This window comes from Ruegeria sp. CDSB136 (genome assembly GCF_059610965.1).
Map to the genome: position 1 here is coordinate 1 of NZ_JBXWOP010000003.1, position 16,240 is coordinate 16,240.

General features: G+C 57.2%; 14 protein-coding genes and 2 tRNA genes. 6 read left to right on the forward strand and 10 right to left on the reverse strand.

Translation table 11 applies throughout. From position 1 onward, the window contains the following. The 6 genes from AC2FIR_RS04055 to AC2FIR_RS04080 all read right to left on the reverse strand — a co-directional run bounded on the left by AC2FIR_RS04055 (position 1) and on the right by AC2FIR_RS04080 (position 4,831). Positions 1 to 75 (reverse strand) — tRNA-Glu (locus AC2FIR_RS04055). A 22-nt stretch (positions 76 to 97) separates the two neighbouring features. Further along, a tRNA-Glu gene (locus AC2FIR_RS04060) sits at positions 98 to 172 on the reverse strand. Between the two features lie 109 nt (positions 173 to 281). Next, on the reverse strand, positions 282 to 2,024 hold the full coding sequence (recJ, locus tag AC2FIR_RS04065; protein WP_496744476.1) for a single-stranded-DNA-specific exonuclease RecJ: 1,743 nt from the start codon (positions 2,022 to 2,024) through the stop codon (positions 282 to 284). Positions 2,025 to 2,117: 93 nt separating this feature from the next. Beyond that, complete coding sequence (gene glpX / locus AC2FIR_RS04070; protein ID WP_170616638.1) at positions 2,118 to 3,101, reverse strand: class II fructose-bisphosphatase; 984 nt, start codon at positions 3,099 to 3,101, stop codon at positions 2,118 to 2,120. A 70-nt stretch (positions 3,102 to 3,171) separates the two neighbouring features. Beyond that, the gene (locus AC2FIR_RS04075) at positions 3,172 to 4,458 is read right to left on the reverse strand and encodes a homoserine dehydrogenase (RefSeq protein WP_496761949.1); all 1,287 of its coding nucleotides are present in this window, start codon (positions 4,456 to 4,458) and stop codon (positions 3,172 to 3,174) included. 124 nt (positions 4,459 to 4,582) lie between these two features. Further along, the gene (locus AC2FIR_RS04080; protein ID WP_170616634.1) at positions 4,583 to 4,831 is read right to left on the reverse strand and encodes a hypothetical protein; all 249 of its coding nucleotides are present in this window, start codon (positions 4,829 to 4,831) and stop codon (positions 4,583 to 4,585) included. Positions 4,832 to 4,931: 100 nt separating this feature from the next. Between AC2FIR_RS04080 and AC2FIR_RS04085 the strand changes: the two genes are divergently transcribed. Further along, complete coding sequence (locus AC2FIR_RS04085; RefSeq protein WP_170616632.1) at positions 4,932 to 5,519, forward strand: TetR/AcrR family transcriptional regulator; 588 nt, start codon at positions 4,932 to 4,934, stop codon at positions 5,517 to 5,519. A 15-nt stretch (positions 5,520 to 5,534) separates the two neighbouring features. On the opposite strand, the gene AC2FIR_RS04090 is transcribed toward AC2FIR_RS04085, so the two are convergent. Further along, positions 5,535 to 6,446, reverse strand: a complete 912-nt coding sequence (locus tag AC2FIR_RS04090; protein WP_170616630.1) for a pirin family protein — start codon at positions 6,444 to 6,446, stop codon at positions 5,535 to 5,537. A 159-nt stretch (positions 6,447 to 6,605) separates the two neighbouring features. On the opposite strand from AC2FIR_RS04090, the gene AC2FIR_RS04095 reads away from it, so the two are divergent. Continuing rightward, complete coding sequence (locus AC2FIR_RS04095; RefSeq protein WP_170616628.1) at positions 6,606 to 7,076, forward strand: hypothetical protein; 471 nt, start codon at positions 6,606 to 6,608, stop codon at positions 7,074 to 7,076. 1 nt (position 7,077) lies between these two features. Here AC2FIR_RS04095 and AC2FIR_RS04100 read toward each other — a convergent pair whose 3' ends face one another. Genes AC2FIR_RS04100 through AC2FIR_RS04110 form a run of 3 tightly spaced genes read right to left on the reverse strand, consistent with a single transcriptional unit; the run spans position 7,078 to position 9,813 of the window. After that, entirely contained in the window at positions 7,078 to 7,632 is a 555-nt protein-coding gene (locus AC2FIR_RS04100) for a TadE/TadG family type IV pilus assembly protein (RefSeq protein ID WP_170616626.1), read from the reverse strand. 13 nt (positions 7,633 to 7,645) lie between these two features. Continuing rightward, on the reverse strand, positions 7,646 to 8,179 hold the full coding sequence (locus AC2FIR_RS04105) for a TadE/TadG family type IV pilus assembly protein (RefSeq protein ID WP_170616624.1): 534 nt from the start codon (positions 8,177 to 8,179) through the stop codon (positions 7,646 to 7,648). Next, a complete protein-coding gene (locus AC2FIR_RS04110; protein ID WP_496761951.1) occupies positions 8,176 to 9,813 on the reverse strand; it encodes a Tad domain-containing protein in 1,638 nt (545 codons plus the stop codon). Before AC2FIR_RS04110 ends, AC2FIR_RS04105 begins: the two co-directional genes overlap by 4 nt. A 330-nt stretch (positions 9,814 to 10,143) precedes the next feature. On the opposite strand from AC2FIR_RS04110, the gene AC2FIR_RS04115 reads away from it, so the two are divergent. The 4 genes from AC2FIR_RS04115 to rpoD all read left to right on the forward strand — a co-directional run bounded on the left by AC2FIR_RS04115 (position 10,144) and on the right by rpoD (position 16,138). After that, on the forward strand, positions 10,144 to 11,574 hold the full coding sequence (locus AC2FIR_RS04115; protein ID WP_170806083.1) for a Glu/Leu/Phe/Val family dehydrogenase: 1,431 nt from the start codon (positions 10,144 to 10,146) through the stop codon (positions 11,572 to 11,574). 136 nt (positions 11,575 to 11,710) lie between these two features. Continuing rightward, on the forward strand, positions 11,711 to 12,007 hold the full coding sequence (locus tag AC2FIR_RS04120; RefSeq protein WP_496761953.1) for a hypothetical protein: 297 nt from the start codon (positions 11,711 to 11,713) through the stop codon (positions 12,005 to 12,007). A 78-nt stretch (positions 12,008 to 12,085) separates the two neighbouring features. Further along, positions 12,086 to 14,035 carry a DNA primase gene (gene dnaG, locus AC2FIR_RS04125; protein ID WP_496744481.1) on the forward strand — a complete coding sequence of 650 codons (1,950 nt, stop codon included), beginning with the start codon at positions 12,086 to 12,088 and terminating at the stop codon, positions 14,033 to 14,035. Positions 14,036 to 14,149: 114 nt separating this feature from the next. Continuing rightward, a complete protein-coding gene (rpoD, locus tag AC2FIR_RS04130; protein ID WP_170677613.1) occupies positions 14,150 to 16,138 on the forward strand; it encodes an RNA polymerase sigma factor RpoD in 1,989 nt (662 codons plus the stop codon). Positions 16,139 to 16,240: the final 102 nt, after the last annotated feature.

The following is a 16,240-nucleotide window of genomic DNA, read 5'->3' on the forward strand; positions in this document are numbered from 1 at the left end:
TGGCAGCCCGTAGGGGAATCGAACCCCTCTTTCCAGGTTGAAAACCTGGCGTCCTAACCGATAGACGAACGGGCCACTTGGTCCAGTCAAGCACAAATGGCAGCCCGTAGGGGAATCGAACCCCTCTTTCCAGGTTGAAAACCTGGCGTCCTAACCGATAGACGAACGGGCCACGCTGGCTTGTGGAGGGCCTTTTACGGTTTACCTCCCACCCCCGCAAGCCGAAAAACGCAGGGATGTGAAACTTTTTTGGCGGTGCTTTAAGGGTCAGGAAACAGCCTTCAATTTACCTCGGCAGCATCCTCAAGCCGAAGCTGAACGTTTTGACGTCCGCCCCATGTGTTGACCTCAAGTCGGCCCGCGAAATGAAAGCGGGCTCCTCCGTGATTCAACAGCTTCTCGCCCATGGGGCCGTCGAACGCACCAAATGCAATGGCGTCCAGACCGCCGTTCAGCCCATCGGACAATGAAAGCTTGAGGTGCGTCTCTCCAACGCGTTTGGCAAACCGCACCTGAAGCTCAGGCAGGGCATAACGCGGGGCAGGGGCGCTGGCGCCGAACGGACCGGCCTTTTCAATCTGTTCGATCAGTTCGACCGAGGCCGCTCCGGGCATCAACGCACCGTCCAGCTTCAGATCCGCCGGGCCGCCCTGACCGGCCCCCTGTTTGGCCAGCAATTCACTCAACCGTTCCATCGCCGCGTCCAGTTTATCGCGCATGACCGTCAGACCCGCCGCCATCTTGTGGCCACCGCCCTTGACCAGCAGACCCTCGGCGGCAAGCTTCTGGATCGAAGCACCCAGATCGATGCCCGATATGGATCGACCAGAACCCTTGCCCTCATCCCCGTCAAAGCCGATGACAATGGCCGGGCGGTTCGCCATTTCCTTAAGGCGAGAGGCGACGATACCTACGACGCCGGGGTGCCAGCCTTCACCCGCTGCCCAGACCAGCGGCGCATCCAGTCCGCGTTCTTCCGCCTGATCAAGCGCAGCGGCACGCACCGCGTTTTCAATATCACGCCGTTCGGTGTTCAACTCATCCAACCGCTGCGACAAGGCCTCGGCCTCTGCTGTCGATTCCGTGCTCAGCAGGCGGGCACCCAGATCGGCCTGACCAATGCGACCACCGGCGTTGACCCGAGGCCCAAGCAGAAAACCAAGATGATAGGAATTGGGTGCCGCGTCCATGCGGGACACATCCGACAATGCAACAAGCCCGGGGCGTTGACGTCTGGCCATGACCTTGAGTCCCTGACGAACAAGGGCCCGGTTGGCACCGATCAAAGGTGCTACATCCGCAACCGTCGCCAGGGCGACCAGATCCAGCATCGACATCAGGTCCGGACCTTTGATACCGGCGTCGCGCAATTGCCGCCCGGCCTCGACCAGCATCAGGAAAACGACACCCGCCGCGCAAAGATACCCCAGATCGCCACTTTCATCCTGCCGGTTCGGGTTCACGATCGCGGCGCAGTCGGGCAGGGTCTCTCCGCCAAGGTGGTGGTCCAGAACGATCACATCCGCGCCGTTGGCTGCCGCGATGGGCTCATGGCTCAGCGTTCCGCAATCGACACAAATGATCAGGTCGTGTTCAGCAGCCAGCGTCTGCATGGCAGGAACATTTGGCCCGTAGCCTTCGTCGATGCGGTCCGGGACATAAAGCGTGGCGCTGATCCCCATCTGTCGCAGCCAGACCAGCAACAATGCGGCCGAGCTTCCGCCGTCCACATCGTAATCCGCGAACACGGCGATCCGTTGCCGCGCCCTGACGGCCTGTAGGAACCGCGTTGCTGCCTTCTCCATATCCAGCATCGAACGCGGGTCCGGCAGCAGTTCTTTCAGCTTGGGCTCAAGAAATCCTGCTGCTTCCATCGCTGGCACGCCGCGCCGTGCCAGCACCTGACAGACAGCGCGGGGCAACCCGGCCTGCTGCACCAGCATTTCTGTTGCCCGCTCGATGTCCGGCGTAGGTCCGATCCAGCGGCGTCCGGTCAATGACTGCTCGACCCCAAGAAAGCTCATACCATGCCCCTTATGCGCCAAGGCCGGACCCTCGCGGACCCGGCCTCTTCATCTTTTTACAAATACTCCCGCCGGAGGCAGCGGCGCAAGCCGCTATGCGTCGCTATGTGGCCACATCGGTGTACGATAGGACATACGCCGCACCGAACCGGTTTTCGACCGCATCAGCAAAGTGGTCGTTTCAACCCAGCCCGGCTCGCGTTTGATACGCGGTAGCAGTGAGCCGCCGGTTACGCCGGTCGCAGCAAAAATCACGTCCGCTGTCACCATTTCGTCTCGCGCATAGACGCGATCCAAATCGGTAATACCTGCCTTGGCGGCGCGGCCACGCTCGTCATCGTTGCGGAACAGCAGGCGGCCAAAGATCTGCCCGCCCATGCATTTCAGCGCAGCTGCAGCCAGAACGCCCTCGGGTGCGCCGCCCTGGCCCATATACATATCGATGCCGGTTTCTTCGCTTTCTGCGCAGTGCATGACACCGGCCACATCACCGTCAGTGATCAGCCGGATCGAGGCTCCGGTGTCACGAACTTCGGCAATCATGGCCTCATGACGCGGGCGCTCCAGAATACAGACGGTGATGTCCGCCGGATCACAGCCTTTGGCCTTTGCCAGCGCTTCGACGCGTTCCCGCGGGCTCATGTCCAGATTGACGACGCCTTCCGGGAACCCTGGGCCAATGGCCAGCTTATCCATGTATACGTCCGGGGCATGCAGCATCGACCCGCGCGGGCCCATTGCGATCACGGTCAGCGCGTTCGGCATGTCCTTGGCGGTCAGGGTCGTGCCCTCAAGCGGGTCCAGCGCAATGTCGACGCCGGGGCCGTTTCCAGTGCCGACTTCTTCGCCGATAAAAAGCATCGGCGCTTCGTCACGCTCACCTTCGCCGATCACGACGACACCTGCGATGTCCAACAGATTCAACTGCTCACGCATTGCGTTGACGGCGGCCTGATCGGCAGCCTTCTCATCGCCTCGTCCGACAAGCGAGGCGGATGCAAGCGCGGCCTGTTCAGCCACACGGGCAAGGCCCAAAGAAAGCATTCGGTCGTTGAAATCGGTCTTGGCAGCGTTCATGTGTCGGTATCCTTGGGTCAATAAAGGCGTTCTGTCCGGCATAGCCTGCGTCTGGCACAGGCCGCAAGGGTCAAACCTCTTCGATGCGCAGCGCGACAGGTTCCCCCGAAACCACGTCAGTGGACCTGAACCCCTCCAGCGCCACATCAAGTGTCGCGCGCGTGGTCTTGTGAGTTACAATCAGGACGGGTGCCGTGTTTTCAGAATGGGCATACTGGCGCATCCGGTCGATGGAAACTCCGGCATCACCCAGAATGGCCGCAACTTTCGCCAGCGCACCGGGTTTGTCCAACAGGGCAAGGCGAAGGTAATAGGGCGCGGGCAATCCGGTTCGCGCAGGCGTAGCCTCTTGCAGCGTCGAGGCCGGTCGGCCGAATGTCGGAATATGCAATCCGCGTGCCAGATCACAAACGTCACCCATGACAGCGCTGGCGGTTGGGCCTTCACCGGCACCGGGTCCGCGCAGAACAACTTGCTCGATCGAGTCACCCTCGATCACCACCATGTTGGTGCCGCCTTCCAGTTGCCCCAGAGGTGAGCCGCTTGGCACCAGGCAGGGCTGCATGCGCTGTTCCAGTCCGCGCCGGGTACGCTGTGCCACGCCCAGCAGCTTGATCCGGTATCCCATGTCGTCCGCCTGATGAATGTCATCCAGGCTGATATGCTGAATACCCTCGATTTCGATCCCGTCGAAATTCGGCTTGGTTCCAAAGGCAATCGAGGACAGAAGCGCCAGTTTATGGGCCGCGTCAATGCCACCCACATCCAGATTAGGGTCAGCTTCCAGATACCCCAGTTGGGCGCATTCTTCGAACAGCGCGTTGTATCCAAGTTCCTGGGACTGCATCCGGGTCAGAATGTAATTGCAGGTTCCGTTCATCACGCCCATGACACGGGTGATGTCGTTCCCGGCAAGCCCTTCGGTCAGGGACTTGATCACAGGAATGCCACCCGCGACGGCCGCCTCGAACCGGATGACACGGCCTGCGGCTTCGGCCTGCTCCGCCAGTTTCTGACCATGGACGGCCAGCAGCGCCTTGTTGGCGGTTACCACGTCTTTACCGGTCTCCAGCGCCGCCTCGACCGAGGCCAGAGCCGGGCCGTTCTCGCCCCCCATAAGCTCGACATAAACGTCAATGTCGTCTCGGCGGGCCAGCGCGTCAGGATCACTTTCCCAAGCGTAGTCGGACAGGTTGACACCGCGATCCTTGCCGGAGTCCCGGGCGGAAACGGCCACGATTTCAATTGGTCTGCCGGTCCGGGCCTGCAACAGATCCGCATGTTTGCGGACGATCCGGATCACACCCACGCCGACGGTCCCCAAGCCAGCAATTCCCAGCCGCAGCGCCTGTGTCATTCGGTGGATTCCTTTCCGCTCGTATTCGCCAGTCTGGATTTTTCATCCGTCAGGCGCTGCCTTAGCGGGTTCATGGGGTCGGTGCAATGCGTCAGAGGACAGCGCGGCCAATGAAATCCGGCAATCAGTCGATTTCTGCGTTCTGAAGTGCCTGCGCTTTATTCGCCAGCGCTTCGGCACGCGCATTCAGGTCCTCTTCGACCTCGGCCGCTTCGCTTACGGGATCAACCGGTGGGCCCAACGCTTCGCTCAGTGGGATCAAGCGGGGAAACGTGGACTTGCGCACGGTTGGCGACTCGCTGCCTTCCAGCTCAGGAATGTCCGCGCAGGCGGCGAAGACAAGCATCAAAAACAGCAGGGGCAGGGGTTTCATGACAAGCCGGTTGTTGTTGCAGTCGCCATTGTGATGCACCTTTTGCCCGTTCGGTTCAAGCGGGGTTCTATTTGAACAAACGTTCAGATACTGTCGGCCTATGGCTCGTACCCAAGGTTCACACTCTGACATAACCGGCCCGCGGATCCGCAAGGCAGCGTTGGCTTTGTTCGCCCGACATGGGTATGCGGCGGTTTCAATGCGCCAGATCGCGTCCGAGGTCGGTGTGCAGGCCGGTGCTTTGTATAACTACACCCCAGATAAGCAAAGTCTGCTTTTCCGTCTGATGCGCGACCATATGCAGGAGCTTCTGTCGGCGTATGAGGCACAGGACAAATCCGAAGATCCACGCGATGCCTTGCGCCGCTTTGTCGGATTTCACATTCGCTTTCACCTGGAACGCCCGGACGAGGTGTTCATAGCGTATATGGAGTTGCGAAACCTGACGCCCGAGAATTTCACGGAAATCGAAGATCTGCGCCGCAGGTACGAGGATTCACTGGAAGGTATTCTGCGTGACGGTCATGTCGCCGGCCTGTTCAAAGTACCCGACACCAGGATCGCAAGCTTTGCTGTGATCGCAATGCTGAATGGTGTGATGACCTGGTATCGGGCAGGCGGGAGGTTGTCACTGGATCAGGTCGAGCAGATCTACTGGGACATGGTCTGTCGCGCCGTTGCGACGTGATCTGCCCGCCCGTCCTTAGTGTGCTGGCCGGATGAAGGTTCCGTTTCGAAGCTCTTCAAAGGCTTGTTTCAGCTCGGCCCGGGTGTTCATGACGATTGGCCCGTGCCAGGCGACCGGTTCGTTGATCGGCGCACCGGAGATCAGCAGGAACCGAACTCCTTGCGGCCCCGCCTGAACCGTAATTTCGTCGCCAGACCCAAAGCGGACCAGCGTCCGGTTGCCTGACATGTCGCGAATGTTGACCTCTTGCCCCGCCACCTCTTTTTCCAGCAGAACGCCGGTGGGTTGTGACGCGTCGGCAAACGCGGCCTGACCATCGAAAACATAAGCGAAGGCCCGGCGATAAGTGTCTATGGGAAAAGTTTTTTTGACGCCTGCCGGGATGCGGATATCCAGGTATTGCGGATCAGCCGCAATGCCGTCGACAGGGCCGGTTTTCCCCCAGAACGTACCCACGATCACACGAACCGTGGTGCCGTCATCATCCGTGATCTCGGGGATTTCCCGGCTTTGAACGTCCTGATACCGGGGTGCAGTCATCTTCTGGTCAGAGGGCAGGTTTCCCCACAACTGGAACCCATGCATCTGACCACTGGCGTTTCCATGTGGCATTTCCTGATGCAATATCCCCGAACCTGCCGTCATCCACTGCACGTCACCGGCGCCAAGCGTTCCGGTGTTGCCCAGTGAATCCGAGTGTTCGACGGTCCCGGACAGAACATAAGTAATGGTCTCAATTCCGCGATGCGGATGCCACGGAAATCCTGCTTGGTAGTCCTGCGGGTTCTCATTCCTGAAATCGTCGAAAAGAAGAAATGGGTCGAGTTCGGACGGGTCCTGAAACCCGAAGGCACGATGCAAATGCACACCGGCGCCTTCCCGTGTTGGAACGGATTGTCTGGTTTCCAAAGTAGGCCTGAGGGACATTTTTGCCTCCTGATTTACATGACAACCATGTAATTTGTGCGCCTGCGCGGTCAATTGACAAAAACGCGCGCGCAATGTGCGACGCCGCGCAGGTCGGGACCCCCTGTCCATTATTTCGCAAAGCAGGTAAGGGAAGTCGAGGCAAAGAAAGAGGGCCCCATGCAGGACGAAGTGCTGGCAACAGTTCAGGCATCATCACCCAGACGATGGGCAGGTGTAGGAATGCTGGGCACAGTTGGAGCGTTGGTACTTTACGTCGCCTTGGCGGCACCACCTGCCTTGGGATGGCAGGTTTTCCTTTTCGTGATCGCGGGCGGGGCGTTCTGGCTGGCACATCGCATGTGGCACGCCACAACAGACCGTATCGAACTGACTCGAGCTGAGTTGCGCACCGGAGCGGGGCAGGTCATTGCCAATGTCGAAGATATTGAAACTGTTGATCGCGGCGTGTTTGCCTTCAAACCATCAAACGGGTTTCTTGTTCGCACGACCGGCAAGGGAAAAAACACCTGGGCGCCAGGCCTTTGGTGGCGATTGGGTCATCGTGTGGGGGTCGGCGGCATGACTGCCGCCGCCGAGACCAAGTTCATGTCCGAAATGTTGTCCGCACTTCTGGCTGAAATGGATTGACCTAGACCGAGGCCGCAATTTCGTTGGTAAAACGCGGGCGAGTAAAGACAAAGTTTTCGAAAGTAACTCCGGTTGCGAATTTAAATCCCGTGTAAAAAATCGGAACGTATTCATTTGACGTTTCAACCAGAATCAAAGTGTCTTGGTTGGGCATCGGCGGAAGCTGGGACCGAATTTCGTGAATGCTGTCATCTGTCCACTTGACGTCATAGCCGCGAGTCGACGACCACCGCACATAGTGGCGATCATCTTCTTCATCGAAAACAATCAGCGAAACACGCAAATTCATTTGCGAATTATTGTTGACCATCTTCTCCATCAATTCGTGCAGAGAATCTATGTAAACATCTGTAATAGTTTGAGTTTCACGAGAGATAAGATCGCTTACGGTAAATGCGGCCTTCAGATTTGACGCGCTTTGACGGAAGCCTTCGAACGCGACGAAGGTCATCGATACCGTCCAGAACAGTAGTGGAAAGACCATGATGGCCTCTACGGTAATAATACCACGTTCATCCCGCCGAAACGATTTCAGACACTTTGCCATTTTTGTCATGATCGACGTCATCTTACAAAGGTTCCTGTACGAAGGCTGTCGTAGCCGTTAGCGCATATTGACCGGTTTCATCCACGAGGGTTTTGCCGATTGTCGAGGTCGGAAACACCGGATCAATCCGCGCGCATGCCCGCAGGATCATCAATTCATTGGATTGACCATTGGTGAAGTTCAGAACAGGATCTACCTGTTCGGAGTTGTCCGTGCAGTCAGGTGTATCGGACAGCACGACCCCGGTGAAGGCACTCTGACGGATCATCTCTAGCCGAAGGTTGGAGGAGCAGTTTTTGATGAACTGAGCCCGTGAACAAATGGTGTCTTTTAGTTCGTCGTGCTGCGGATTATTCCCTGTTCCAAGTCGAATGTCGCGAACGGTCTGGTCAACAGCACGTTCCAACATACCCTGCTGTGTCGTCAATAATGTCAGTTCTGCGCCTGCTAGGATGAAAAACATGAACGCCGGAAAGATAATAGCGAATTCAATCGTGGCGTTTCCATCTTCAGACCCAAATAACCGGTGCATCAGCGGCAAAATACTCTGAGTCATTGTGTCAACCTCAGTTTGCGGATCGATGATGCGATCGAAGAAAAGGCGTCTTCAAGCGACAGTCCGCTCACGTCGTAGACATGGCTGTGCGAGCTAGCGCAGTCCCGAAGAACCCCATAGCCACTTCTTGGTGCTTCGAAGGCGATACCATATACGATAATGCCCTCGTCTTTTGCTGCGTCACAGATGTGTTTGGTGTGCTGGTTCTTGGCAGCGGTTTCTACTTTGGAGAACGCTGCAGAGTACCACTCAGCCCAGGCACTGGACTGCCAGTAGTAGTTGTAATTGGCGTTCCAAGCCAAAGACACACGGTTGAACAGTTGCGGGTATGTCAGGCGGAAAGCCGTACCCACCTCTTCGTTGTCGGCAGTTTCGGGCTCAGGGTTGCCGAACGGATGGTCTGCCCACTGGTCTTGCTGAGGCCAGAAAAAGTTCGGCTGTCCCTGCGAGTGATAAACGGTGTATTCTTCTGCTTCGGGGTTGTACCATACGTCCGACATACCTTCCCTCAGTGACGGATTCAGCATGTACTGATCGGTGTTCTTTCCATCGGTCATAACGATCACAATTTTCAGAACGTCCGAGTCATAGTTTGTCGGACGATTCGCAAACTTGGAAGGGACTATTGTCTTCGGCGCATATGCCGCATCCGTTTCAAGGGACAGATCGGAGACAATACCGCTCATGCCGGGATCAAGAAGCGCAACGCCCCATTTCATTCCAACATCAATCGACGTGTTTCCGCCGGGTGAAAGAAGTGCGATCTGGTCAAGCAATTTGCCCAGGTCATCCGTGACAGGTGTGATCGCGCTGCCGGCGCGGACAGGGCAAACAGGCAGAGTGATCGAACCCTCAGAATAAGTGAACGGGTCAAAATGCGCTGTCCGTTCCAGCCTGTCACCCCGCAGGAGATCGGAATCACTGTATTGCTCAGGGATAAAATTCACGCAGTGCGAATAGCTATGCTCCTGCGTGACATTCGTGAATTGGTCCAGCAGGGGAGCGCCCGCATTAACCTGCGTCGCATAGGGTATAAGCGAGATCGATATCTGGCTTTCACCTGGTTTGTCGAGCATCAGTTTAACGAAATCAGATGCTGCTTCTTTCAGAACATCGATTTTGCTGATCCCCGGGGTGGCCGAATTTTCGGACATTGAACCCGAAATATCGAGAACCAGCGAAATTTCAACGGCTCCGATTGATTCTTCAGCGGCGCTGGCTGCGGTCGCGGTCAAAGTTTTGATACCTGACAGGGCCATGAAATTTGTCGGTATCACTGCTTCGGCCGTCGCATAAACTCTTCGCGTACCAAAACTGTCTTGTACGTCGACGGTCTTGAGATTTTCCAAAAGCCCTGCCTTGTCGAGATAGGACTCAACAACGGTCTTCGGGCTTTCTTTCTGATCCAAATCGGCTGCGGCGAGAACGGCGCGGTCCAGAGTGGCCTGTAGTTTGGCTCTGTCGCGTTCATGGTTCATTAAATCGACGCCGACACCCGCTGCGGCCAACATTCCCAAAAAAACAAACAGCACAAAATATGAAAATGTGCCGTCTTCATTTTCGACGAACTGCCGCAACGTGGAAGATTTGCGTTTCTGCAAAATGCTACCGGCAATAGGCGAGAACTTTTTCATTTTGATGCCTCCGCTTCGCACATAACGTGTGCGACATAGGAAAATAAAATTGGGTTAAAGCTAGCTTTGAAACATGGCGTCAATTGGGCAAAAAAGGCCTGGTTTTGACCTTTTCGCCACTCAAGTGAGGATAATATAGGTATGCTAAAGGGTCTGTTTGTGTTTTGGCGACAATCTCCTGCAACTCGGCCAAACCAAACGACTCAGTAACAGTTGCGCATACGCCTTGAGGGCATTCTTATTAAAAAAGTGCAGTTGGGCGTTGCGGCTTTCCATGAAGGGTGCGACAAAAAGTCGTGACATATGTCAGTTTCCGGTACGGAGGAATTTATGACCGGCATTATTGAACCCAGCTTTCGTAAAAGTGTTGACCTGATGTTCAACAGGGCCGCGTCCCTGATGGATCTGCCGCCGGGACTTGAAGAGAAGATCCGGGTGTGCAACGCCACATATACCGTCCGTTTCGGTGTGCGCCTGCGCGGTGATATCCATACATTTACCGGATACAGGTCGGTCCATTCCGAACACATGGAGCCGGTCAAAGGCGGTATTCGCTATGCCATGGAAGTCAATCAGGACGAGGTCGAGGCGCTGGCTGCCTTGATGACGTACAAGTGCGCGCTGGTAGAGACGCCGTTCGGGGGCTCCAAAGGCGGCTTGTGTATTGACCCGCGTCAGTATGAGGAACACGAACTGGAACAGATCACCCGACGGTTTGCCTATGAACTGGCAAAACGCGACCTGATCAACCCATCGCAGAACGTGCCCGCCCCGGACATGGGAACTGGCGAGCGTGAGATGGCCTGGATGGCCGACCAATACGCGCGCATGAATACGACGGATATCAATGCGCGTGCTTGTGTGACGGGCAAGCCTCTCAACGCGGGTGGTATCGCGGGGCGCGTCGAGGCAACCGGTCGCGGAATTCAGTATGCGCTGCGTGAATTCTTCCGGCACCCGGACGACATTGAGAAGGCCGGCTTGTCCGGAAGTCTGGATGGCAAGCGCGTGATTGTTCAGGGGCTTGGAAACGTGGGCTATCACGCCGCAAAGTTCCTGAGCGAGGAAGATGGCGCGCGCGTTATCGGGATCATTGAGCGGGACGGTGCCCTGCACAATCCGGATGGCATCGACGTTGAATCGGTGCGGAACTGGATTGTGAAGCATGGCGGCGTCAGCGGCTATCCGGATGCGGCGCATACCGCAGAGGGCGCTGCCGTCCTTGAGGCCGAATGTGACATTCTGATCCCGGCGGCACTGGAAGGTGTCATCAACCTTTCCAACGCAGAAAGGATCAAGGCGCCGTTGATTATCGAGGCCGCGAATGGTCCGGTGACGGCCGGTGCGGACGATATCCTTCGGAAAAAGGGCGTCGTTATCATTCCGGACATGTACGCCAACGCGGGCGGTGTGACCGTTTCGTATTTCGAATGGGTCAAGAACCTGAGCCATATCCGGTTTGGACGGATGCAGCGCCGTCAGGAGGAAGCCCGCCACGAACTGATTGTCAGCGAACTTGAGCGGCTGGACAGATATCTGGGCGACGCTTGGTCAATGTCCCCGAACTTCAAGTCCAAGTACCTCAGAGGCGCGGACGAACTGGAACTGGTGCGCTCGGGGTTGGATGACACGATGCGTATCGCCTATCAGTCGATGCGCGAGGTCTGGCACAGCCGCGATGATGTCGAAGACCTGCGGACTGCGGCGTATATCGTTGCCATCGACAGAGTCGCCAAAAGCTATCGGGCCAAGGGCCTTTGATGCATTGGGGCGATCCGGGTGCAATGTATCCCGGGTCGCCTCCGATCAATTCAACGAATTCGGGAAATCGGTTGTGGCAGGCGCTTTGGCGCACAGGTAAGTTGTCGCGAGTGAAACGAATCCCGGGGGACTATCAATGTTGCGCATCGCCATCGCCGCCATTCTTTTGGCAACGCCTCTGGCCGCGGCTGAGACCAAAGAACAAAGCTGCAAGTATCAGGCCGACGTGGTGGCCGCTATTCAGAACGCCCGCCTGGACCGCGTCAAGGAACGCGATGTTGCGAAGGCGGTCGCTGACAGCGGCCCGGCCTGGCCAGAAAACTACAATGCCGCGATTCCGTTGATCACCCCTTGGGTGTATGAGCAAAAGATGCGCGACGTTCGCAAAAAGGATCTGGGCGCGGCCTGGCTGGAGCTATGTCTTCAGCAATAATCCACAGCTGGCTATTTTCCTTGTGGATAAGCGCGCCATCCTCTTGGCGCGCGTTTTCATTTCTGGCAGGTTCGACACATGTCATTGCCCCCCGGTTTCCTGGATGATTTGCGCACCCGGCTAAGCCTGTCTCAGGTCGTCGGCCGCAAGGTCATGTGGGATCAGCGCAAGTCCAATCAGGGCAAGGGGGACATGTGGGCGCCGTGCCCGTTCCATCATGAAAAGACGGCGTCGTTCCATGTCGATGACCAGAAGGGGTTCTATTACTGCTTCGGATGCCATGCCAAAGGCGACGCGATCAGCTTTGTGAAAGAGACCGAGAATGTCTCGTTCATCGAAGCAGTCGAGATTCTGGCGCGCGAGGCGGGTATGCCCATGCCGCAACGCGACCCGAAAGCACAGGAAAAACAGGACCGCCGGGCGCAACTTGCTGATGTGATGGAGAAGGCCGCCCAGTTCTTTCGCCTGCAACTCAAGACCGGGGCAGGTGGGGCCGCGCGGGATTATCTGACGCGTCGCGGGCTTGACGAACAGGCTTTGGACCGGTGGGAAATCGGCTTTGCCCCGGATGGCTGGCAAGCGCTGTCGGATCATCTGCGGGGCAAGAACGTGGCCGAGGATCTGATCCTCGGGGCCGGGCTGGCCAAACCCTCGAACAAGGGCAAGAAGCCCTATGACACATTCCGCAACCGGATCATGTACCCGATCCGTGATCCGCGCGGGCGCTGCATTGCGTTTGGTGGCCGCGCGATGGACCCCAATGACAACGCCAAGTACCTGAACTCGCCCGAGACGGAGTTGTTCGACAAAGGGCGTAGCCTTTACAATCAAGGCCCCGCGCGGCAGGCGGCCGGGAAGGGGCAGCCGCTGATCGTGGCCGAAGGCTACATGGATGTGATCGCGCTGGCCGAGGCTGGTTTTGAGGCGGCAGTTGCGCCGCTGGGAACCGCGATTACCGAACACCAGCTGCAACTGCTGTGGCGTATTTCGGATGAACCGATTATTGCATTGGATGGCGACACGGCAGGCCTGCGGGCGGCGATGCGGGCCGTCGATCTGGCTTTGCCGCTTCTGGAAGCCGGAAAATCCCTGCGCTTTGCACTGATGCCCCAAGGCAAAGACCCCGACGATCTTTTGCGCGCCGAAGGGCCTGCGGCTGTGCAGGCCGTGTTGGAAGGTGCCATGCCCATGGTCAAGCTGCTGTGGCAGCGTGAGACCGAGGGAATAGTTTTCGACAGCCCGGAGCGTAGAGCGGCTTTGGAGCGTGCTCTGAAGGACAAGACGGCGTTGATCCGAGATGCATCAATACGCTCTCATTATGAACGGGAAGTCAAAGACCTGTGTTGGCAGCTTTTCCGTCCGCAACGCCAACCGCAAAACCGCCAATGGCAGTCGGGCGGCAAATGGAAGCCACAAAAACAGCCTGCTTCGCCGGGCGCGCGCGCCTCGTTTCTGGCCTCGTCCGAGAATGCAGATATCCAGATGCGCGAAGCGGTCATTCTGGCCATCGCCATTCTGAACCCCAAGGTTGTCGTGCAGTTCGAACACCAGTTGGAGGAGATGGACTGCCACGATCCAGACCACTCGGCGCTGCGCGAGGTCATCCTGCGCCACGCAATTGATGACCCGGACAATCTGAAAGATCTCATAGTGGGAACTTTGGGGGCCGAACCCCTTGAAAACCTTCTGGCCCTTCGCCATGTCGCAGTCATTCCCTGCGTGCACAAACCGGGCGACGTTGAAAAGGCCGAAATGACGCTGGCCGAGGAACTCGCAAAAATCAAAGCGCTCCGGGGGTTGGATGCTGAGATTGCCGAAGCTGCGGAGGAACTGTCCGAACTGGCAGATGAGGCGCTGACCTATCGGCTGGCGCAAGCCGCCGAAGAGCGCAACCGTACAAGCCGCAGCCAGAATGAGGACAGGGCCGTTTTTGACATCGCCGACAACGGCGCGCGGATCAACCGCGACGAGAAAGACGCGTTCGAGGCCATCATGTCCGGCATCAAATTCGAACGGAAACGCCGCTAAAGTGATGTTTTCGTAAGGCACTGGAAAAGAAAAACGGGTAAACGGGTGGCCGAATCACTTCTACGCGCTAATGATTCGGTTCAAACGAATCACCCATCCCTGCAGGAGCATTGAATGGCCGCCAAAGACACGTCCGAAGATCGCAAATCAGACGAGCAGGAACAGGAAATCTCGCTGGACATGAGCCAGGCCCAGGTCAAGAAGATGATCGCCGAGGCCCGCGAGAAGGGCTACATCACCTACGACCAGCTCAATCAGGTTCTGCCGCCTGATCAGGTCAGTTCGGAACAGATCGAAGACGTTATGTCGATGCTGTCCGAGATGGGCATCAACATCATCGAAGATGAAGAGGCCGAAGAAGAAGAGAACAAAGGCTCGACCGAACTGACCACAACGGAAAGCAACCGTGAGGTTGCGTTGTCGGGTGCCGCCACCGAGAAACTGGATCGCACCGACGACCCCGTGCGCATGTATCTGCGCGAGATGGGCAGCGTCGAGCTGCTAAGCCGGGAAGGTGAGATTGCAATCGCCAAGCGGATCGAAGCCGGCCGCAACACGATGATCGCCGGTCTGTGTGAAAGCCCGTTGACCTTCCAGGCCATCACGATCTGGCATGACGAACTTTTGTCCGAAGACATTCTGCTGCGCGACGTTATCGATCTGGAAACCACGTTCGGCAACCAGATGGACGAGGACGGCGATGTCGAGGAGCCGGTGGTGGACACTTCAGCGGTTCAGGCTGCCAAACCCGCCAAAGACACCGGGCCCGAGCTGGACGCGGATGGCAACCCAATCGCCACCGACGACGACGACGATGAAGACGAACAGGCCAACATGTCGCTGGCCGCGATGGAGACAGCGCTTAAAGAGCAGGTTCTGACCACGCTCGAGCGGATTTCGTCTGATTTCGCGATGCTATCCGAAATGCAGGACAGCCGTATTTCGGCAACGTTGAATGAAGATGGATCTTTCACCGCCAAGGATGAGGAGACCTATCAGAAACTGCGGGCCGAGATCGTAGAGCTTGTGAATGGCCTGCACCTGCACAATAACCGGATCGATGCGCTGATCGACCAGCTTTACGGCATCAACCGCCGCGTCATGTCGCTGGACAGTTCGATGGTGAAGCTGGCGGATCAGGCGCGTATCAACCGCCGTGAGTTTATTGATGAGTATCGTGGTCGCGAACTGGATCCGAACTGGCTGGCCGAGATGGCCGAAAAACCGGGCCGCGGCTGGCAGATGTTCATCGAACGCTCGACCGACAAGGTCGAGGAACTGCGCAACGATATGGCTCAGGTCGGGCAATATGTCGGTCTGGACATCAGCGAATTCCGCCGCATTGTTCAGCAGGTTCAAAAGGGCGAGAAAGAGGCACGTCAGGCCAAGAAAGAAATGGTCGAGGCCAACCTGCGCTTGGTGATCTCGATTGCCAAGAAGTACACGAACCGTGGCCTGCAATTCCTTGATCTTATTCAGGAAGGGAATATCGGCCTGATGAAGGCGGTCGACAAGTTCGAATACCGTCGCGGCTACAAGTTCTCGACCTATGCGACCTGGTGGATCCGTCAGGCGATCACGCGCTCGATCGCGGATCAGGCCCGCACCATCCGTATTCCGGTCCACATGATCGAAACGATCAACAAACTGGTTCGGACCGGTCGTCAGATGCTGCACGAAATCGGACGCGAGCCGACGCCGGAAGAATTGGCCGAAAAGCTGCAGATGCCGCTGGAAAAGGTTCGCAAGGTGATGAAGATCGCCAAGGAACCGATCAGCCTCGAGACGCCGATCGGCGACGAGGAAGACAGCCAGTTGGGCGATTTCATCGAGGACAAGAATGCCGTGTTGCCGCTGGACAGCGCCATTCAGGAAAACCTCAAGGAAACAACTACCCGGGTTCTGGCTTCGCTTACCCCGCGTGAGGAACGCGTTCTGCGGATGCGCTTTGGCATCGGTATGAACACAGACCACACGCTGGAGGAGGTTGGCCAGCAGTTCAGCGTGACGCGCGAACGGATCCGACAGATCGAGGCGAAAGCGCTGCGCAAACTGAAGCATCCCAGCCGGTCAAGAAAACTGCGGTCCTTCCTAGATCAGTAAATACAAAGGCGCCCCGATCGAGGCGCCTTTTTCTTTTCCCGGGGCGTTCACATCTTGTTGTCCTGTCTGAAAGTCAAATTGGCGAGAACTCACAAGAAGAGG